The organism is Flavobacterium amnicola (genome assembly GCF_004122165.1).
GTDB lineage: Bacteria > Bacteroidota > Bacteroidia > Flavobacteriales > Flavobacteriaceae > Flavobacterium > Flavobacterium amnicola.
In genome coordinates, this window is record NZ_SBKO01000001.1 from 51,909 (window position 1) to 70,888 (window position 18,980).

The 18,980-nt window shown below is 35.6% G+C and carries 22 protein-coding genes; 11 read left to right on the forward strand and 11 right to left on the reverse strand.

Annotated elements, in window-relative coordinates:
- Positions 1-69 precede the first annotated feature (69 nt).
- Entirely contained in the window at positions 70-840 is a 771-nt protein-coding gene (locus EQG63_RS00280; RefSeq protein ID WP_129433081.1) for a sulfite exporter TauE/SafE family protein, read from the forward strand.
- On the opposite strand, the gene EQG63_RS00285 is transcribed toward EQG63_RS00280, so the two are convergent.
- Both EQG63_RS00285 and EQG63_RS00290 read right to left on the reverse strand, forming a co-directional pair.
- Positions 837-1,250: a type II 3-dehydroquinate dehydratase gene (locus EQG63_RS00285; RefSeq protein WP_129433083.1), complete on the reverse strand. Its 414-nt coding sequence runs from the start codon at positions 1,248-1,250 to the stop codon at positions 837-839. The genes EQG63_RS00280 and EQG63_RS00285 overlap by 4 nt on opposite strands.
- 76 nt (positions 1,251-1,326) lie before the next feature.
- A complete protein-coding gene (locus EQG63_RS00290) occupies positions 1,327-1,869 on the reverse strand; it encodes a porin family protein (protein ID WP_129433085.1) in 543 nt (180 codons plus the stop codon).
- 269 nt (positions 1,870-2,138) lie between these two features.
- On the opposite strand from EQG63_RS00290, the gene EQG63_RS00295 reads away from it, so the two are divergent.
- Positions 2,139-2,621, forward strand: a complete 483-nt coding sequence (locus EQG63_RS00295) for a hypothetical protein (RefSeq protein WP_129433087.1) — start codon at positions 2,139-2,141, stop codon at positions 2,619-2,621.
- A 73-nt stretch (positions 2,622-2,694) separates the two neighbouring features.
- Here EQG63_RS00295 and EQG63_RS00300 read toward each other — a convergent pair whose 3' ends face one another.
- Positions 2,695-3,279, reverse strand: coding sequence for a porin family protein (locus EQG63_RS00300; RefSeq protein ID WP_129433089.1), 585 nt, complete (start codon positions 3,277-3,279; stop codon positions 2,695-2,697).
- A 90-nt stretch (positions 3,280-3,369) separates the two neighbouring features.
- On the opposite strand from EQG63_RS00300, the gene xerD reads away from it, so the two are divergent.
- Positions 3,370-4,269 carry a site-specific tyrosine recombinase XerD gene (xerD, locus tag EQG63_RS00305; protein WP_129433090.1) on the forward strand — a complete coding sequence of 300 codons (900 nt, stop codon included), beginning with the start codon at positions 3,370-3,372 and terminating at the stop codon, positions 4,267-4,269.
- 40 nt (positions 4,270-4,309) lie between these two features.
- Here the strand turns inward: xerD and hisS are convergent, their stop codons facing one another.
- The gene (gene hisS / locus EQG63_RS00310; RefSeq protein WP_129433092.1) at positions 4,310-5,734 is read right to left on the reverse strand and encodes a histidine--tRNA ligase; all 1,425 of its coding nucleotides are present in this window, start codon (positions 5,732-5,734) and stop codon (positions 4,310-4,312) included.
- A 129-nt stretch (positions 5,735-5,863) separates the two neighbouring features.
- On the opposite strand from hisS, the gene EQG63_RS00315 reads away from it, so the two are divergent.
- Entirely contained in the window at positions 5,864-7,105 is a 1,242-nt protein-coding gene (locus tag EQG63_RS00315) for an ABC transporter permease (protein ID WP_129433094.1), read from the forward strand.
- Between the two features lie 41 nt (positions 7,106-7,146).
- On the opposite strand, the gene prmC is transcribed toward EQG63_RS00315, so the two are convergent.
- Positions 7,147-8,004 carry a peptide chain release factor N(5)-glutamine methyltransferase gene (prmC, locus tag EQG63_RS00320; RefSeq protein ID WP_129433096.1) on the reverse strand — a complete coding sequence of 286 codons (858 nt, stop codon included), beginning with the start codon at positions 8,002-8,004 and terminating at the stop codon, positions 7,147-7,149.
- Between the two features lie 53 nt (positions 8,005-8,057).
- Complete coding sequence (locus EQG63_RS00325; RefSeq protein ID WP_129433098.1) at positions 8,058-8,534, reverse strand: GNAT family N-acetyltransferase; 477 nt, start codon at positions 8,532-8,534, stop codon at positions 8,058-8,060.
- Between the two features lie 83 nt (positions 8,535-8,617).
- On the opposite strand from EQG63_RS00325, the gene ribD reads away from it, so the two are divergent.
- From ribD to EQG63_RS00340, 3 genes are read left to right on the forward strand one after another with little or no spacing between them, the layout of a single operon-like run.
- Positions 8,618-9,625 carry a bifunctional diaminohydroxyphosphoribosylaminopyrimidine deaminase/5-amino-6-(5-phosphoribosylamino)uracil reductase RibD gene (gene ribD / locus EQG63_RS00330; protein ID WP_129433100.1) on the forward strand — a complete coding sequence of 336 codons (1,008 nt, stop codon included), beginning with the start codon at positions 8,618-8,620 and terminating at the stop codon, positions 9,623-9,625.
- Positions 9,618-10,226: an HAD family hydrolase gene (locus EQG63_RS00335; RefSeq protein WP_129433102.1), complete on the forward strand. Its 609-nt coding sequence runs from the start codon at positions 9,618-9,620 to the stop codon at positions 10,224-10,226. The genes ribD and EQG63_RS00335 overlap by 8 nt, the downstream gene beginning before the upstream one ends.
- A gap of 33 nt (positions 10,227-10,259) precedes the next feature.
- The gene (locus EQG63_RS00340) at positions 10,260-10,868 is read left to right on the forward strand and encodes an IMPACT family protein (protein ID WP_129433104.1); all 609 of its coding nucleotides are present in this window, start codon (positions 10,260-10,262) and stop codon (positions 10,866-10,868) included.
- Here EQG63_RS00340 and EQG63_RS00345 read toward each other — a convergent pair.
- Positions 10,865-11,266 (reverse strand): acyl-CoA thioesterase, encoded by a 402-nt coding sequence (locus tag EQG63_RS00345; protein WP_129433106.1) that lies wholly within the window; start codon positions 11,264-11,266, stop codon positions 10,865-10,867. The genes EQG63_RS00340 and EQG63_RS00345 overlap by 4 nt on opposite strands.
- 199 nt (positions 11,267-11,465) lie before the next feature.
- On the opposite strand from EQG63_RS00345, the gene dnaA reads away from it, so the two are divergent.
- From dnaA to EQG63_RS00360, 3 genes are read left to right on the forward strand one after another with little or no spacing between them, the layout of a single operon-like run.
- Entirely contained in the window at positions 11,466-12,893 is a 1,428-nt protein-coding gene (gene dnaA / locus EQG63_RS00350; RefSeq protein WP_164974429.1) for a chromosomal replication initiator protein DnaA, read from the forward strand.
- A gap of 2 nt (positions 12,894-12,895) precedes the next feature.
- Positions 12,896-13,351, forward strand: a complete 456-nt coding sequence (locus tag EQG63_RS00355; RefSeq protein ID WP_164974430.1) for a low molecular weight protein-tyrosine-phosphatase — start codon at positions 12,896-12,898, stop codon at positions 13,349-13,351.
- A 6-nt stretch (positions 13,352-13,357) separates the two neighbouring features.
- On the forward strand, positions 13,358-14,083 hold the full coding sequence (locus EQG63_RS00360; RefSeq protein ID WP_129433110.1) for an SAM-dependent methyltransferase: 726 nt from the start codon (positions 13,358-13,360) through the stop codon (positions 14,081-14,083).
- On the opposite strand, the gene EQG63_RS00365 is transcribed toward EQG63_RS00360, so the two are convergent.
- The 4 genes from EQG63_RS00365 to dapF all read right to left on the reverse strand — a co-directional run bounded on the left by EQG63_RS00365 (position 14,080) and on the right by dapF (position 17,315).
- Positions 14,080-14,727: a peptidoglycan-binding protein LysM gene (locus tag EQG63_RS00365; RefSeq protein WP_129433113.1), complete on the reverse strand. Its 648-nt coding sequence runs from the start codon at positions 14,725-14,727 to the stop codon at positions 14,080-14,082. The genes EQG63_RS00360 and EQG63_RS00365 overlap by 4 nt on opposite strands.
- A gap of 228 nt (positions 14,728-14,955) precedes the next feature.
- Complete coding sequence (gene mltG / locus EQG63_RS00370) at positions 14,956-15,984, reverse strand: endolytic transglycosylase MltG (RefSeq protein ID WP_129433115.1); 1,029 nt, start codon at positions 15,982-15,984, stop codon at positions 14,956-14,958.
- Positions 15,985-15,992: 8 nt separating this feature from the next.
- Complete coding sequence (locus EQG63_RS00375; RefSeq protein ID WP_129433117.1) at positions 15,993-16,523, reverse strand: GNAT family N-acetyltransferase; 531 nt, start codon at positions 16,521-16,523, stop codon at positions 15,993-15,995.
- 9 nt (positions 16,524-16,532) lie between these two features.
- The gene (gene dapF, locus EQG63_RS00380) at positions 16,533-17,315 is read right to left on the reverse strand and encodes a diaminopimelate epimerase (protein ID WP_129433120.1); all 783 of its coding nucleotides are present in this window, start codon (positions 17,313-17,315) and stop codon (positions 16,533-16,535) included.
- A 267-nt stretch (positions 17,316-17,582) separates the two neighbouring features.
- On the opposite strand from dapF, the gene EQG63_RS00385 reads away from it, so the two are divergent.
- Positions 17,583-18,974 carry a S1C family serine protease gene (locus tag EQG63_RS00385; RefSeq protein ID WP_129433122.1) on the forward strand — a complete coding sequence of 464 codons (1,392 nt, stop codon included), beginning with the start codon at positions 17,583-17,585 and terminating at the stop codon, positions 18,972-18,974.
- The last annotated feature ends 6 nt before the right edge of the window (positions 18,975-18,980 follow it).

Here is an 18,980-nt window from a genome sequence, read left to right on the forward strand (position 1 = left end):
GATAATCAATTCCAAATTCCAGTACTATTACTATTGGAGTTTGGAATTTTATTTTAACATCGATTCTCCATGGAAACCTACATCATTATTATTCTCTGTATTGCCTCTTTTTTCGCAGGATTTATAGACGCGATAGCTGGTGGTGGTGGATTAATACAAACTCCTTTTGCCTTAATACTACTTCCTTTAGAGCCCGTTTCTTCGCTAATGGGTTCGCTTAAAATTCCTGGTTTTACAGGAACGAGTGTGGCTTCCGTTCAGTATTTAAAAAAAGTGGACATGAATTGGAAACTGCTATTTATCATGGCCGTTTTTTCTTGTATTGCCGCTTTTGGAGGTTCTTATTTACTGACAATCGTAAGTAATGATTTCATGAAGCCGCTGCTTTTTGGAATTCTAGTCTTATTAGCGATTTATACATTCGTCAAAAAAGACTTCGGAAAGCACACCCCAAAAGAAATCCCTTTTCAAAAATCGGCAATTCTAGGTATAATCATCAGTACACTTGTTGGATTTTACGACGGTTTCATCGGTCCGGGCACCGGAAGTTTCTTAATGGTAGCTTTTATCACTGTTTTAGGTTTCGATTTTTTACATGCTTCTGCCAATGCCAAATTGGTCAACTTAGCGTCTAATATGGGCTCCCTCACTTTATTTATTGCTAAAGGCAAGATCATTTGGTTAATGGCATTACCCATGGCGGTTTGCAATGGATTAGGCGGATGGATTGGTGCCAAATTGGCCATTAAAAAAGGAAATGATTTTATTCGAATCTTTTTCTTGGTAGTTGTAATCGGAACATTAATCCGTTTGAGTTACGACATCTTCTTCAAAAATTAGAGAAAAGACTGAATGGCCAACTCGTAACTTTTCAATCCGAAACCTATAATCACACCTTTTGCATTGGGCGAAATATACGATTGATGACGAAATGTTTCTCTGGAAAACGTATTGGAAATATGCACCTCTATTACTGGAGTAGCAATAGCTTTTACACAATCCCCTATTCCTATTGAAGTATGGGTATAAGCGCCTGCATTTAGAATAATTCCGTCGTATGAAAAACCTACTTCTTGAAGTTTGTCAATAATTTCACCTTCGATGTTACTTTGAAAATAAGTCAACGAAACCTTTTCGAATTTAGGTTTCAATTCCTCTAAATACGTTTCAAACCCTTTATCACCATATATTTCAGGTTCTCTTTTTCCGAGTAAATTTAAATTAGGACCGTTAACAATTATAATCTTCATACAAAAGGTTTTGGTAAAAATAAAAAAACCATTCCTATAAAGAAATGGTTTTCTCAAATTAAATTTTTTTTAATTCTTAAAAAGTAAATCCTACTGATAATTGTCCCACTGAGTTTTTTACATTGGCATTTTTAGATATTTCGGTTAATCCTAAAACATACCTCCCTTGAACAAACAAATTTTCCGTTACATTAAAAGTTAATCCTCCCGCAGCAGCAAAATCAAATTCATTAACATCAGTATCGAAGTCAATATCTTTAGACAACAAATATGAAAACTGTGGCCCAAAATCTAAACTCACGATTTTTGCCACATGAATGCGTGCTAATACTGGGATCGACATGTACCCTAATTTCTGTGTTAACTCTTGATTTAAATTTGCGTAGGATGCGCCTTGGGTTGAATAAATAATTTCGGGTTGTAAAGAGAATTTATCTCCCAGTTTAAATTGAGCAGACAATCCTGCATGATAACTGGTAATAGCGTCCGTTTGCAAATCGGAACCCGAAAAATTAGCATAATTAAGTCCGGCTTTCGCACCCAATTTCAATACTTGTGTTTGACTTACGGTAGAGACAAGTAAAAATAAAACAGTTGTAATTAATCTAAACTTTTTCATAAGATTCAGGTTTATGATTCATAACGAAAAAAAGTGCGAAAAAGTGTAAAAAGCAAACTCATCAATCATTTCAGACCGAAACGACAGCATTTATGGGAATGTTTTTTTTTAGCAAGATTCCACTTTTAAGGGATAAAATACACTAACTAAAGCTCAAAGTACTGATTAACAATGTTAATTAAAATTGTTAATAACTTTAGTTTTTAGTCAGAATGACCTTTATAAAATTTATTATTTTCACTAGACTAATTTTTAAAATAAAATAAACTATGAAAAAATTATTATTAACTGCAGCTGCAGTATTCACATTTGGATTTGCTAACGCACAAGAAGGAGGTTTTAAAGTTGGTATCAATGCAGGTATGCCAATCGGAACATCAGGTGATATATATTCATTTACTGGTGGGGTTGACGCTGCTTACTTATGGAACGTGGGTGATAAATTCAATGCTGGTGTAACCACTGGTTATGCATATTATTCTGGTAAAGAATTCTTCGGAGTGAAAGTAAATGGAGGATTTATCCCAGTTGCAGGTACAGCTCAATACAGCGTTACAGACAATCTTTTTGCAGGAGCTGATTTAGGTTATGGTCTTTATGCAGGAGACGGAAATGGTGATGGTGGATTTTATTACCAACCAAAATTTGGATACCAAACTGAAAAAATTGAACTTTATGCTGGATACAAAGGTGTTTCAGTTACTGGCGGTTCGATTGCTAGCGTTAATTTAGGATTTAACTACAAATTCTAATCCAAGAGAAAAATCAAATAATTTAAAAACCACGCAATTGCGTGGTTTTTTTTATACAATAAATCGTACAGTATTAAAACATATATCCTACAGACAATTGTAAGGCTCTGTTTTTTACTTCAAAAGAATCCACCTCTGGTATACCTGTAGTTTTGGTAATTTCGTTAAATCCATATACGCCTCGCAATTGAATAACATAGTTGGATGTTAAATGCAAACTGGCGCCAGCAGAAATCCCGTAATCAAAATCATTTACTTGTAAAATTTCACCTAAATTGTTTCCACTAAAACTAGTCTGGGTATCTTTCGCTATAGCGTAAGAAATCTGTGGACCTGCTTCGATACTAATTTTGTCTAACACGTATACTTTCACAAAAACTGGCAAAGACAAATAACCTACGTTCGCGTCCGATTTAATTACATTCCCATTAAACTCTGCACCAAGCACCGAATACGTAAGTTCTGGTTGAATGGCAAATTTTGTAAATTTAATTTCGGACATAACACCGCCATGATATCCTAATTTTGCATCTGCTTTAGAATTCACCACAGATGGATCTGAATAATTTACCCCTCCTTTTACTCCGAATTTAACACTTTGTGCTTCACACAAAAAAGCAGTCAATAGAAAAAGAATTGAATATTTAATTTTTCTCATTTGTATATTTTTTTAACAAAAATAAGAATGCTAAAATAAAAACCTATTTTTATCATTATTTTTATTTCTATTGCTAACCGATACTCCACAATGAACTGGAATTCCTACATCAAAAATTTTCAATCGTATTTAAAAATAGAACGAGGTTTATCCAAAAATTCTATTGATAACTATGTGCTTGACGTAGAAAAATTACAGCATTATCTCCATCAAAATGAAATAAATGTATCGCCACTAACTATTACAGAAGAAACCCTACAAGAATTCATTTACGAAAGTTCCAAACATATCAATCCGAGAAGTCAGGCACGACTCATTTCGGGTTTAAAAAGCTTTTTTAATTATTTAATTTTTGAAGATTACCGACAAAACAATCCGTTAGAACTAATTGAAGCACCAAGATTGGGTCGGAAATTACCCGATACTTTAAACGTCGCAGATATAGACAATTTAATTGCTGCCATCGATTTGACAACGGCAGAAGGCGAACGCAACAGAGCCTTGTTAGAAACGTTGTATGGTTGCGGTTTGCGTGTTTCCGAGTTGGTAGCTTTAAAAATTTCCGATTTATTCTTTAACGAAGGTTTTATCAAAGTTACCGGAAAAGGCGACAAACAGCGATTTGTACCGATAAGTGAATTAACCCAAAAATACATTGACATTTATCGCAACGAGATTCGAACCCATCTAAACATTCAAAAAGGACACGAAGACACTTTATTTCTAAACCGAAGAGGAAAACAACTTACGCGAGCCATGATTTTCACCATTATTAAAAACTTAGCGGTAAAAATCAACCTCAACAAAACCATTAGTCCGCATACATTTCGACATTCCTTTGCAACGCATTTATTAGAAAATGGTGCCGATTTGCGCTCGATACAATTAATGTTAGGCCATGAGTCGATTACAACTACCGAAATCTATATGCATGTCGATCGAAAACACCTCAATCAAGTCATGCAAACGTTTCATCCAAGAAGTAAATAAATTTTGTAACGTTGGCTTCGAGAGCCTCAGCCAACTTTCTTTACTTTAACAACTTTACTAATTCTTCAAAAGAAACGGTTTGTTGTTCTCCTGAAGCCAGGTTTTTAAGATTATACACCTGATTGGCAACCTCATCAGCTCCTACGATCACGGCATAAGGAATCCCGCGTTTATCAGCGTGTTGAAATTGCTTTCCAATTTTAGCAGTATCCGGATACATTTCAACTTTTATGCCTTCTTGACGTAATTTTGAAACGGCTTTCATAGCATATTTTGCTTCGGTTTCCCCAAAATTCAAGAACATTGCCGTTGGTGCAGAAGTAACGGTTTCTGGAAACAATCCCAATTCTTCGATAACCAAATAAATTCGATCCAATCCGAAGGAAATCCCAACACCACTCATATTTTTCAATCCGAAAATTCCAGTCAAATCATCGTAACGACCACCGCCACCAATAGAACCCATAGCAACTCCAGCTGGTGCTCCTACTTCAAAAATAGCACCGGTATAGTAATTTAATCCACGAGCCAAAGTAACATCTAAATCAAGATTAGCAGATTGCAACCCAATTTCCGATACATTTTCGCAGATGAATTTTAATTCCGCAACTCCCTTTAACCCTTCTTCTGAAGAGGCTAACAACTGCGCTAACTTTTCTATTTTCTCTTCAATAGTTCCTGTAAAACTGAACAAAGGTTGCACTTTTTGAAGGGCTGCTTCCGAAATTCCTTTTTCCAGCATTTCTTTTTTAACACCGTCCTCTCCTATTTTATCCAGTTTATCTAGCGCCACTGTAAAATCGATTAATTTATCGGAAGCCCCAATAACTTCAGCAATTCCAGACAACACTTTACGATTGTTAATTTTAATGGTAACACCTTTCAACCCTAAATCGGTAAAAACCGAATCGTATAATTGTACCAATTCTACTTCTTGCCATAAGGAGGTAGAACCCACCACATCGGCATCACATTGGTAAAACTCTCTAAAACGCCCTTTTTGAGGTCGGTCGGCACGCCAAACCGGTTGAATTTGGTATCGTTTGAATGGAAATTCAATTTCATTTTGGTGTTGTACTACATAACGCGCAAACGGCACCGTTAAATCGTAACGCAATGCTTTTTCGGAAATTTTAGATGTGAATTTATTTAGTTCAACTAATTCCTTCACTGAAATCGTTTCAGCAGAATTGGTTTGCAGTACATCCAAAGATTCTGGCAATTCAATTTTATTTTTATTGAAAAAGAAATTTCCCGAATTCAATATTTTAAAAATCAGTCGATCGCCTTCTTCACCATACTTTCCCATTAAGGTTTCTGAATTTTCAAACGTTGGCGTCTCAATAGGTTGAAAACCGAATTTTTCGAAATGGCTGCGAATCGTATTAAAAATATAATTACGCTTCGCCACTTCAATTGGAGAAAAATCACGAGTACCTTTAGGAATGCTTGGTTTTTGAGCCATTTTAAAATATGAATTACAAATTATCAATTGTCAATTATCAATTGCTTTCGCAAATATCTTACTTTTTAAATGAATAGTAAAATTTTGAAACAGTTTGTAACAAAATAGCTTTTTTACTGTCTAACGGATATGGTAGGATTAGTACGAGAAAACATCAAAATTGCTTTAGGCTCTATAAAGACACAATTGCTTAGAACCATCTTAACGGTTTTAATTATCGCTATTGGAATCATGGCACTTGTTGCCATTTTAACTGTTGTTTCGGCGCTTGAAAACACTATTTCCAAAGATTTTGCCTCGATGGGTTCTAACACTTTTTCGATTAATCAGTACGACAATTTAACCAGAACACAAGGAAACGGAGAAGTTGAAAAAATAAATCCAATTATTAGCTATCCAGAAGCCAAAGCGTTCAAAGACCGATACGATTTCCCATTTACTACTACCTCTTTATCCTTTACAGCCAGCACCACTTCGGAAGTGAAATTTGAAAATGATAAAACCGATCCTGAAGTTATGGTGGTGGGTGCCGATGAAAATTTTGTTCCAAACTCTGGACTCGAAGTGGTTAAAGGAAGAAATTTTACCAATTTTGATGTTGAAAACAATGCCTATGTATGTGTTTTGGGTTCTGATTTTGAAAAAAAATTATTGCGAGATGTCAACCCGATTGACAAAATAATTTCGGTTCGTGGCGCAAAATTTAGAGTTATTGGTGTTTTAAAGGAGAAAGGCTCAACTTTTGGAAATAGTCAAGACTTACGAATGATAATTCCGATTCAAGTGGCCCGAACTTTATTTACTGCCCCTAATATCAATTATGCCACCAGCATAATGATTGATAAAAAGGAATTACTTGACGAAGCAGTGGACGATGCCATGATTACCATGCGTCAAGTTCGAAAACTTAATCCAATTGAAGATGCCAACTTTGGTGTTTCGCGTAGTGATGACTTGATCAATAAAATATTAAGTATTACCGATTATTTAGGCATTTCGGCTTGGGTGATTGGGATCATCACGATTTTTGGTTCCTCTATTGCCTTAATGAACATCATGCTGGTTTCTGTCACTGAAAGAACACGTGAAATAGGTACCCGAAAAGCATTAGGCGCCAAGCGCAGTACGATTGCCTTTCAATTTTTTATGGAAACCTTGGTAATTGGACAATTAGGTGGTTTATTGGGAGTCATCTTCGGAATTAGTATTGGGTATTTAATTGCCATTTTAATTGATTTTCAATTTACCATTCCATGGCTAGCCATTAGTTCGGCATTTATAGTAAGTTTTATTGTGGCCGTTTTTTCTGGTTCTTATCCTGCCATGAAAGCAGCCAAATTGGACCCAATTGAAGCGTTACGATACGAGTAAAAGTAAAAAGTACGAAGTACGAAGTTAAAAATACAAAGTGATTAAATGTTTCCTTTCATCATTCTGTCATTTCCATAAATATCTTTTCGCAATTCGATATTTTTAAAATGGTATTTTTCCAATAATTCGACCATTTCTTTTCCCAAATACTGATTTATTTCGAAATACAATTGTCCGTTTTGAGAAAGATTTTTTTGAGCGAGTTCCGTTATTTTTCGATAAAAAAGCAACGCATCGGTATCTTCTACAAACAAGGCCAAATGGGGTTCATATTCCAATACATTTTTGTTAATTTCCGCTTTTTCTAAATTACGTACATAGGGTGGATTGGACATAATGATGTCAAATTGCTGACCTAAATCGATTGTTTCCAAAATACTTTGATGTAAAAACGTAATCTTCACCTCATTTCGATCTGCATTTTTCTTAGCAATCTGTAGTGCTTTCTCCGAAACATCTAAAGCAAAAACTTCAGCATTAGGCAAATTTTTAGCCAACGAAATGGCAATACAACCACTTCCCGTTCCTATGTCTAAAATCCGAATCGTGCTAACGTCATTGCGAGGAACGAAGTAATCTTTAATAATCCATTCTACAAGTTCTTCTGTTTCAGGTCTAGGAATTAACGTATTTTCATTGACATAAAATGGCAATCCGTAAAATTCGGTTTCACCTAAAATATACTGAATGGGTTTTTCGTCTTTTAATTGTGACAAAACCGTTTCCCATTGCAATAATTGCATTCCGTCTAATTCAATAGTGGGATTCAAAGCCAAATCGACACGTTTGATTTGATGAAAGGCTTCCAAAAGGATATAGAAAAAACTTTCGATTTCTTTTTCGTCGTAAAGTGTATCAAGGGCTTCTTTAAATTGAACTCGGTAGTCTTTTACTAGCATTTTTATTCTCTATAAATTTACCTCTCGACCGCGCTCGAGGTGACAAATTAATTTTACAATTGCTTGATCATCCAAACAGGACATGAAGAATGTCCGGTACAACCCATTGGACCATCTAAATAATCGAAACCTGATTTTTTATACAGTTTTTGAGCGGCTTCCATGTAGGGCATGGTTTCCAAATAGCATTTTTCAAAACCAAAGTCTTTTGCTTTGGACAAACAAACTTCCATCATTTGAGTACCGATTCCTAATCCGCGTGTTTCGGATAAAAAATACATCTTCTGCAATTCACAAACTTCTGGAGCACCATTGGCTAAGGGAGCAATTCCAGCACAACCAACAATTCTATCTTCGTTTTCCACTACAAAATAGGCTGATTTCGGTTTGCTATACGTTTCAAACATCATATCCAATTCGGGGTCAGCATAGGCCGTTCCGACTTTAGGAACATTAAATTCTTCCAAAACACTTCGGATAACGCGAGCTACTTGTTCGTTATCCTTTTTTTCGATTACTCTAATTCTCATACAACAAAGATAAAAAGATAGAATTATAAAATGTTTATTTCTAGTTTGATTCATTAAAGTCAAATAAATTCTAAATTTGTATAGTGAAGACACATGAGATTTACATACAGCGCTGTATTCAATTAGCCAAAAACGGATTGGGCACCACCTATCCAAATCCATTAGTGGGCAGCGTAATTGTGCATAACGGGATAATTATTGGGGAAGGCTGGCACAAAAAAGCTGGCGAAGCCCACGCCGAAGTCAACGCTATTCGTTCGGTTAAGGATAAATCCTTATTACAAGAATCCACCATCTATGTTAGTTTAGAACCTTGCAGTCATTTTGGAAAAACACCTCCTTGTAGTGATTTAATTATTCAACATAAAATTCCGAATGTAGTTATCGGAACAGTAGATCCTTTTGCAAAAGTAGCCGGCAATGGCATCAAAAAATTAATCGAAGCGGGATGTAAGGTTACGGTTGGTATTTTAGAAGACGAATGTCACGCGCTCAACAAACGTTTTTTCACCTTTCACAACAAGCAAAGACCCTATATCATTTTGAAATGGGCGCAAACGGCTGATGGTTTTATTGCCCCTTCCGTTCGGGATCAAAAAGCACCGGTTTGGATAACTAATCCCTATTCCAGACAATTGGTTCACAAATGGAGAAGCGAAGAACAAGCCATACTTGTCGGTACACAAACCGTAGTGGATGACAATCCTAAGTTAGATGTTCGCGACTGGACAGGAAATAATCCTGTAAGAATAGTTTTAGATAAAAATTGTAGAATTTCAAAAGAAAGTCTTATATTTGATAGTTCCGCTAGTACCCTATTGTTGTCAAACAACGATATAAAGCATACTGAAAATGTTGCCCAACAAATAGTTAACCTGCTATTTGAGAACAACATACAGTCGGTAATTATTGAAGGCGGAAGTAAAACCTTGCAAACTTTCATTACAGAAAACCTATGGGATGAAGCGAGAGTTTTTATTGGCGATAGTTATTTTTCAAGCGGTACAAGAGCCCCATTGTTGCCCAAAAAGAAAGCAGAAATGCAAAAAATAGTGAGTGACGAACTTCTAATTTATTCGAACTATGATTAATACAATTATTTTTGATTTTGGCGGCGTGTTTATCGATTTAAACAAAGAAGCTTCATTAGAAGCCTTAAAAAAATTAGGTCTTGAATCTTGGAATGATGAAATTGAAAAAATAAATCAGAAATTCGAAAAAGGCAAACTTACCGAGGTTCAATTCATGATTGAAATCAAAAAATTAATTCCAAATGCTTCTATAGAAGATATTAGAGCGGCTTGGCATCAAGTATTGTCTGACTTCCCATTAAATAGATTAGAATTTTTACAACGTCTTTCTCATAAATACAAATTGTTTTTATTAAGTAATTCCGATGAAATTCAAGTGGCCAAATTCGAACACAAATTAGGCTATACCTTTGCCAGAGAGTTTTATCAGTGTTTTGAACAAGTGTATTTTTCCCATGAAATTGGCTACAGAAAACCAGAACTAGAAGCGTTTAACTATGTGATTAAAAAACATGCGTTAAATCCAAGTCGTACCTTATTTATAGATGATAAAAAAGAAAATACCGATATTGCCGCAAGTTTAGGCATGCATGTTTGGAACATACAAGTCGATAAGGAAGATGTTACCGAATTACTTTCGAGAAAAGAATTGCCTTTTTAACTTATTTTATACTTTTGTGCTCAAATTACACCATTGAGTTCGTCCGACACCTATAAAACCATTGCTTCTGCTTCCCCAGAAGTCTTATTTAAAGAAAAAAACAGCAAGTTTTTTGGCTATGCCTTTCCTATTTCTTCCGAAGAAGAAGTCAAACCCCTTATTGAGCAACTTAAAAAAGAACATTTTTCAGCCCGACATTGGTGTTATGCTTACCAAATTGGCACAACTAAAATTCAATACCGCGCCAATGATGACGGCGAACCCAACAATAGTGCCGGAATGCCCATTTATGGACAAATTCAATCGTTTGAAGTAACCAATGTACTTGTGGTAGTGGTTCGTTATTTTGGGGGCGTAAAATTAGGCGTGGGCGGATTGATCGCTGCCTATCGAGAAGGAGCGAAATTAGCCCTTGAAGCTTCCGAAATTATTGAAAAAACAATTGACATTCATTTTCGTGTGACCTTCGACTATAAAAACATGAATAAAGTGATGCGTGTGATCAAAGAAAAAAACCTCAACATTGTTTCGCAACTGATGAACGAAAATTGTCAGATTGAAATCAGTACTCGAAAAAAAAATGCCGAGATGGTGCTCGACATTTTTACTAATTTATTTGAAGTGGAAGTAGAAGAAGTTTAATCTTCTTGCAATAACTTTTTTAAGTAATCTGGAGGCAAAACGGGACGTCCTGTTTTAACGTCTACAAATACTAAAATGGAGTTCCCAATTGTTAACAACTCGTTCGCTTCGTTATAGACCTCATAATCAAATTCAATCTTCACTGAATGCTGACTTTTGAAGATAGTTCGTATTGTTAACAAGTCATCATAGCGTGCTGGTTTTTTATAATTCATCGATAAGGAAACCAACGGAAGCATAATGCCATTTTCTTCCATCCATTTATACGAAACCCCTAGGTTTCTCAGCCATTCCACGCGGCCCATTTCAAAATATTGAGCGTAATTTCCGTGGTAAACCACTGCCATTTGATCGGTTTCTGCGTAACGAACCCGCACTTGTATCTCATGTATTTTCATCTAAATTTTATAACAAAAAATTAATACTCTCGTAACCCCAATAAAGTCCTTTACGACAATTTTTTTATAAAATCAATATGAAAAAAATTTTTTTTTAAAGATTTTATAAGTCATATTTGCTATCCCAATTCATCCAAATACTTGACCGTAATTTTATCAAGTAAAACCTTAAATAAATTAACAAATTAGAATGCACATAATGAACAAAACTGCGGAATCGGTCTGGGAGAACTGTCTACTATTCATAAAGGATAATATACAGGAACAAGCATACAAAACTTGGTTTGAACCAATCAAGTCAGTAGAGCTTACAGACAACGCGCTTTACATTCAGGTGCCTAGTAAATTCTTCTACGAATGGCTAGAAGAACACTATGTTAAATTATTAAAAGTGGCCTTGCAAAAAGAACTTGGGAAAAATGCGAAGTTACTGTATAAAATCAAAATGGAAAATACTTATGGTAATAAACTTCCATTTACTGAGCAGTTACCAAGTGCTACCCGTCAACCTGTAAAAACGCAGGAAATTGACGTTCCAGTGCAACAAAAAAATCCAGAGTTAAAAAATCCATTTATCATTCCTGGCATTCGAAATATTAAAATCGAATCGCAACTGAATGCGAATTATAGTTTTGACAATTTCTTGGAAGGAGATTCTAACCGATTAGCGCGTAGTGCTGGTATGGCGGTGGCCAATAAACCCGGAGGAACTTCTTTCAATCCGCTATTGATTTTTGGTGGTGTTGGATTAGGAAAAACGCACTTAGCCCACGCTATAGGTGTAGAGATCAAAGACAAATATCCAGACAAAACCGTTTTATATATTTCTGCTGAAATTTTCACGCAACAATATATTGATTCGGTTAAGAAAAATACACGAAATGACTTTATTCATTTCTACCAGTTAATTGATGTATTAATTATTGACGATGTACAATTCCTTTCTGGAAAAACAGGAACGCAAGACGTTTTCTTCCACATCTTCAATCATTTGCACCAAAACGGAAAACAAGTTATCTTAACTTCCGACAAAGCTCCTGTTGACATGCAAGATATCGAACAACGTTTGTTGTCTCGTTTCAAATGGGGATTATCGGCCGAGTTGCACCAACCGGATTACGAAACAAGAGTTTCTATCTTAAAAAACATCTTGTACCGCGATGGTGTAGAAATGCCAGAAGACATTATTGAATATGTTGCGCGTAACATCAAATCGAATGTTCGTGAACTAGAAGGCGCTATCATTTCGTTAATCGCGCAATCGTCTTTCAACAAAAAAGAAGTGACTATTGATTTGGCCAAACAAGTGGTAGAGAAGTTTGTGAAAAATGTAAAACGTGAAATTTCGATAGATTACATTCAAAAAGTCGTTTCCGATTATTTCCAGTTAGACGTAGACACATTACAATCGCCAACTAGAAAACGCCACGTTGTACAAGCACGTCAGTTAGCTATGTTTTTTGCCAAGAAATTCACCAAGGCTTCTTTAGCCAATATTGGTTCACAAATTGGTGATAGAGATCATGCAACGGTTTTACATGCTTGTAAAACAGTAGACAACCTAGTTTCGACAGATAAGCAATTTAAAAAGTTCGTTGACGACATCAACAAAAAACTTTCACTGTAACAATGGCGGCTAAAATCTTAATGGTATGCTTGGGAAACATTTGTCGTTCTCCTTTGGCTGAAGGTATTTTGCGTAGTAAACTTTCCAATAGTTTTATCGTAGATTCTGCTGGTACCGGAAATTGGCATGTAGGCAACGCTCCGGATCCAAGATCTATTGCCACAGCTAAAAGTCACAACATCGACATTTCCAATCTTAAAGGAAGACAATTCACTAAAAATGATTTTGCTGATTTTGATTACATTTATGTGATGGACAATCAGAATTACAAAGATGTTATAGCCTTAGCCACTACCGAAGAAGACAAAGCCAAAGTGCAATTAATTTTGGATACCATTTTTCCTGGCGAACGCGTAGATGTTCCCGATCCATATTATGGTTTGCAAGACGGTTTCGAAAAAGTGTATGAAATGCTTGACGAAGCCTGCGAAAGTATTGCAGCGAAATTAACAAAATAACAAAACATGAAACCAGTCACATTTTTAGGTAAATTATATTTAATCCCCACCACATTGGGTGAAATGAATACTGAAGAGGTGTTACCGGTTACCATAAAAAGAACTCTTGACTTCATCAATCATTATATTGTTGAAAACGAAAAAACAGCCCGTCGTTTTATCAAAAGTGTTCATCCTGAAAAGAAACAACCTGATTTAAAGATTTCAGTACTTAACAAACATACTGAAACCCACGAACATCAAGAATTTATTCAACCTTTATTAAACGGACAAAATATTGGATTGATGAGTGAAGCCGGTTGTCCTGGCGTTGCTGATCCGGGTGCTGTCATTGTAAAATTAGCCCACGAAAAAGGCATTCAAGTCATTCCGTTAGTTGGACCGAGTTCGATTTTATTGGCTGTGATGGCCTCAGGAATGAATGGTCAAAGTTTTGCTTTTAATGGCTATTTACCGATTGACAAAGGAGAGAAAAAATCGGCGTTAAAGAATTTTGAGAAATTATCTTTTGATAAAAATCAGTCGCAGTTATTTATTGAAACACCTTATCGCAACAACAAATTACTAGAAGATTTATTAGTAATTCTTCAATCCAATACGAATTTATGCATTGCTTGCGATATTACCTTACCAACGGAATACATTAAAACACTGGCGGTAAAAGACTGGAAAAAACAAAAGGTCGATTTACATAATCGACCTTGCATTTTCATTATCCACAAAAACTACTAATTAATAGAGTAATGTTTTGCTTTTGCTCTTTTGTTTGCTTCGATAGAACTCGTGTCATATCCCGCAAATTCTCTTAAATACTCTGTAATTGAAGTTCCGTAGCCGTCTTTAAATTTACGGTTTCCATTCGTTTTCAAGAATCGCTTTACTGAACCCGCTCCGCCTAAATGTGCCGCAGCTAAAATTCCTGATTCTGTAATTTCAATTCCTTTAATTGTTTTACCATCATACTTTGCAATTTCCTTACGAAGTTCCCATTTGTTACGAGATAAATTAGCTAAAAAGGCTTTTTCTTGTAATTTGCGACTTCTAAGGAACTTTTCCTCGTCATTAATACCTAAACTTTCCAGCGTTTCAGACCCAAATTGGTATTTCCCTAAATAACCCAACGTGTTCACCTTATTGTATTTACAATGCGATTCACGAGCGGCTAAATTTTGTTGAAATCCAACGAATGTTTTTCCAGTAAAAGGGACGTCAAAAAATTTTTGTTCGACTTCTACTTCTGTAGGTACTGTGTAGATTCCATGCTTTTCAAATACATGGAACCATGGAAATAGTTCAACTGAAAATGGTCTAAAACCAGAACTTAAGGTAATAATTGAGGCAAATAATCCGAGATAAAAAATCTGTTTCTTTGTCATAAAATAATTTTCTTTCTAACTAAGAAAATTTGGCCTTTCGCACAAAAAATCTATCATCGTCAGAAAATTTCACTGGGTCAAAGATACGACAAATCTTTAAAAAATTACATAATATTTTGTTAATGCGATCAAAAACAGCGAAAAACGCAATAAACATCGGCAAAACAACTTATCAACAAGAAATAATGCAATTGTTTATAACCTCGGGAACAAGTGTGTTTTATGGACCTAACGCTTAACTCCTTGATTAGCAACCCAATCACGGTATTTTTTGGCAATTGCGACATGTTCATTAAAGGTTTCGGCAAACTCATGGTACCCAAAACGCTCTACACTCGCACAAAAGTAGATATACTTATGATTTTCAGGGCTTAGCACCGCATCAATCGCAGAAATATCTGGCATTGCTACTGGTCCAGGTGGCAAACCTAGATTTACATAGGTATTATATGGAGAATTCACACGTAAATCACCTTCAAAAACGCGTTTAATCACTAAATCTTGATTGTTTGCTTTTTTACGAAGGGCAAAAATGATGGTTGGATCGGCTTGAAGTGGCATACCGGCTTTTAATCGATTCAGATAGACACCCGCCACACGAGGTCTTTCGTCTTGCTTAACCGTTTCTTTGTGCACAATGGCCGCCAAAGTCATCACTTGTACTGGAGTCATATTTAAGGCTTTGGCTTTGGCCAAACGTTCCTCATTCCAGAATTTTTTATACTCTTTGGCCATTTTATCTCTAAAATCATTGGCAGAAAGATTCCATTTTACTTCGTAAGTATTCGGAATAAACATGGCTAAGATAGTTTCTTCATTAAATCCGTTTTGGTTCATAAAAACAGAATCTTTTAAAGATTTCATCAAAGTCAAACTATCTACTTCCATTTGAGAAGACACACGAGATACTAATTTTTCGATGGTTTCTTGATTGTTGAATGATAAATTCAACGGTTCATTATGTCGCAATGCGCTAACAATTTGAAAACTTCCCATACCTTTTTTTAACAAAAATCGCCCAGGAAACACATTCGAATCGTAGGATCTCTTTTCGGCAACAAATTTAAAACCGTCAATGTTTTTCACTTCTGAAGAAAGTATTTTTATAACATCCTCATAGGTAGCACCTGTTGGGATGAAAACATACTTTTTATCTTCTTCAAACTTAGTATTCGCCGAAAAAGCTTTTACATACACGTAGGCTGCCAATGCGAAGAAGACAACTCCTATTCCTAAAATTATTTTTTTCTTACTCAAAACGTTTCTTATTTTGTATTGATTAATTGATATAGTTCTTCGTCATGGTATTCTCCGTGTAGAAAATTCCACTCTTTTTTTACTCCGATTTTTTGGAATCCAAATGTAGTAAAAAGCTTTAAACTGATTTTATTATTACTTCCAATATTTGCATACAACTGATGCAGATTTAAGTGTTGAAATGCATATTTTACCAACAAGTCCAATGCCTCTGCTCCTACACCATTCCCTCGTTCTTTTTGATCTTGGATTACAATACCTATTCCGGCACGATGATTCCTAGGATCAAAATCAAACAAATCGATTAAACCAATAGCTTCAGTAGCATCATTATTACAAATTGCCAACCGTAGTTGTTTGGCTTCGTAAATATCTTGCTGGGCATTTTCCAGATATTGTTTGATCAAAAATCGAGAATAAGGCGTTTGTGTGTTGCTCACTTCCCAAATAGATTCATTGTTTTCGACCGAATACACAAAATCTAGGTCCTCGGGTTCGAGTGCACGCAAATAAATTTTATTTCCTTTTAGAGTAATCAAATTAGATTATTAGATTGTTAGACTTCCAGAAAAAACAAATTTCGCTGGTCCAATTAGGTGAACATTTTTATAGGTTTCTCCCTCTTTTTCGAAGGAAACTTTCAATTTTCCGCCTTCAACATTAATGGTGATTTCATTTTTTGACGTTTTTCCAATCGCATGCATGGCAATAGCAACGGCAGTAGCGCCTGTACCACAAGACAAAGTTTCATCTTCTACGCCACGTTCGTAGGTACGAATTGAAAACTCGGTATCTGAAATTTGTTTTACAAAATTAATATTACTTCCCGGCTTACCGTATAAATTCCCGTAGCGAATTTTTGCCCCTTCTGTTTTAACATCAAAATGCTCCAAATCATCTACAAATTGTACGTGATGTGGTGAACCCGTATTTAAAAAAACATAATTACTTTCTATTTTGACTTCCGCTACATCAATCATTTGAAGTGACACAATATTCTCATCATTAATTTGAGCCTGATGTAAACCATCGGTCGCGATAAAAGTCGTTTCTTTTTCAACCATCCCCAAGTGCTTTGCAAAAGCCACCAAACAGCGTCCACCGTTTCCACACATAGAACTTTCATTTCCATCGGAATTGTAGTACACCATTTTAAAATCGGTCAAATTGTCATTTTCGAGCAACATTAATCCGTCACCACCTATGCCAAATCTTCTGTCGCACAAATGCTCAATTAATTTGGTATTATTTTTGGGAAATGATAAATCACGGTTGTCTATAATAACAAAATCGTTACCTGTTCCTTGATATTTGTAAAAAGTTATACTCATGTGTAGTACAAAAAAGTTGAATTATAGCCCTGATGGTAGCGGCATCCTTTTTTTTTGGCCTGAGGTTCTCGAAGGCAACAAGAAAAGATACAGCGAACAGCAGGTAGTTGCTCGAACTGAAACACAAATGTAGTGCTCCTAATTGTGATATCAAAAGTACAAATATTAATGAGAAGTTAAAGTCTGTTAAACGACCGTTAAACTGTTTTAAAAAAAATAAGAAAATTATATTTTTACGTTTAGAATTGAATAACAAATATGTATACTATGAAAAATTTAGCCAATTTATTTTTTGTGTCTCTATTAAGTGGAGCTACAACCTTAGGCGCTTACAAATTATTTATAGAGAATAATGCGCCACAATCAAAATTATCAATAGCTTCTGAAAGTTTTGCTAAAAACGTTGGACTTGGTGCTGAAAACGTAGATTTTACCGTTGCTGCTGATAACGCAGTGCATACCGTTGTTCACGTCAAAAACATGACGACCTATAATGTTCCAAGCGATCCTTTTATGGAATACTTTTTTGGACAACGCGGTGGCGGTGGACAACAAACACAGGTAGGAACCGGTTCTGGAGTTATTATTAGCGAAGATGGCTATATTGTCACCAACAATCACGTGATTCAAAATGCAACCGAGTTAGAAGTTACCTTAAACAATAATAAAACGTACAAAGCCAAATTAATTGGTACCGACAGTAAAATGGATATCGCTTTATTAAAAGTAGATGCGAACGAAAAGTTACCGTATGCGACCTTTGGAAATTCCGACACTATTAAAGTGGGCGAATGGGTTTTGGCTGTGGGTAACCCATATAATTTAACCTCAACAGTAACTGCTGGAATTGTTTCGGCAAAAGCGCGTGATTTAACCAACAATGGCATTCAGTCCTTTATTCAAACCGATGCGGCCGTAAATCCAGGTAACAGTGGTGGTGCTTTGGTAAACACGCGTGGTGAGTTAGTAGGAATAAATACGATGATTTCTTCACAAACCGGTTCTTATGTAGGCTACTCATTTGCGGTGCCGTCGAATTTAGCGCGTAAAATCGTAGAAGATTTAATGGAATTTGGAAATGTACAACGCGGTGTATTAGGGGTTGAAGGAGGTGAATTAAACGGAAATTCTTCTAAAGAATTAGGCATTAAGGAAACCCAAGGTTTTTATGTGAATAAAGTATACAAAAATTCGGGAGCCGAAAAAGGCGGCATTCGTAAAGGCGATGTTATTACACAATTGGACAACCAAAAAGTGACAGGATTTGCTACACTTTCGTCTTACATTAACACCAAACGACCAAATGATATCGTAAAAGTAAGTGTAGTACGAGATGGAAACACCGTAACCCTATCCGTTCCCTTAACCAAAAAGGAATTGGTGAATTATGAATACAATGGTTTTGAATTGGAAGATATTGATGTTGCTGATAAAAAACGATTCCGTCTTTCTTCTGGAGTGAAGATTAAGGAAATCACCAATGAAAAATTCCAAGAATATGCACAGGAGTTAAAAGGAAGTATCATTTTGGCCGTAGATGGTCAGAAAATTACTTCGATGGAACAGGCTTCGAAATTATTGAATTCGAAATCGGAAACTCAAAAATTCAGAATTGAGGTCATTACCCAAGACGGACAACGACTTCAGATGCTTTTATAACAAAAC

Coding starts and splice junctions, on each gene's coding strand:
- dapF (WP_129433120.1), bottom strand. CDS start 17,315: ATGAGTATAACTTTTTACAAATATCAAGGAACAGGTAACGATTTTGTT.
- prmC (WP_129433096.1), bottom strand. CDS start 8,004: ATGCTAGTAAAAGACTACCGAGTTCAATTTAAAGAAGCCCTTGATACA.
- EQG63_RS00325 (WP_129433098.1), bottom strand. CDS start 8,534: ATGAGAATTAGAGTAATCGAAAAAAAGGATAACGAACAAGTAGCTCGC.
- xerD (WP_129433090.1), top strand. CDS start 3,370: ATGAACTGGAATTCCTACATCAAAAATTTTCAATCGTATTTAAAAATA.
- dnaA (WP_164974429.1), top strand. CDS start 11,466: ATGAACAAAACTGCGGAATCGGTCTGGGAGAACTGTCTACTATTCATA.
- EQG63_RS00295 (WP_129433087.1), top strand. CDS start 2,139: ATGAAAAAATTATTATTAACTGCAGCTGCAGTATTCACATTTGGATTT.
- hisS (WP_129433092.1), bottom strand. CDS start 5,734: ATGGCTCAAAAACCAAGCATTCCTAAAGGTACTCGTGATTTTTCTCCA.
- EQG63_RS00300 (WP_129433089.1), bottom strand. CDS start 3,279: ATGAGAAAAATTAAATATTCAATTCTTTTTCTATTGACTGCTTTTTTG.
- EQG63_RS00345 (WP_129433106.1), bottom strand. CDS start 11,266: ATGAAAATACATGAGATACAAGTGCGGGTTCGTTACGCAGAAACCGAT.
- EQG63_RS00280 (WP_129433081.1), top strand. CDS start 70: ATGGAAACCTACATCATTATTATTCTCTGTATTGCCTCTTTTTTCGCA.
- EQG63_RS00385 (WP_129433122.1), top strand. CDS start 17,583: ATGAAAAATTTAGCCAATTTATTTTTTGTGTCTCTATTAAGTGGAGCT.
- EQG63_RS00285 (WP_129433083.1), bottom strand. CDS start 1,250: ATGAAGATTATAATTGTTAACGGTCCTAATTTAAATTTACTCGGAAAA.
- EQG63_RS00290 (WP_129433085.1), bottom strand. CDS start 1,869: ATGAAAAAGTTTAGATTAATTACAACTGTTTTATTTTTACTTGTCTCT.
- EQG63_RS00360 (WP_129433110.1), top strand. CDS start 13,358: ATGAAACCAGTCACATTTTTAGGTAAATTATATTTAATCCCCACCACA.
- EQG63_RS00315 (WP_129433094.1), top strand. CDS start 5,864: ATGGTAGGATTAGTACGAGAAAACATCAAAATTGCTTTAGGCTCTATA.
- EQG63_RS00355 (WP_164974430.1), top strand. CDS start 12,896: ATGGCGGCTAAAATCTTAATGGTATGCTTGGGAAACATTTGTCGTTCT.
- EQG63_RS00365 (WP_129433113.1), bottom strand. CDS start 14,727: ATGACAAAGAAACAGATTTTTTATCTCGGATTATTTGCCTCAATTATT.
- EQG63_RS00335 (WP_129433102.1), top strand. CDS start 9,618: ATGATTAATACAATTATTTTTGATTTTGGCGGCGTGTTTATCGATTTA.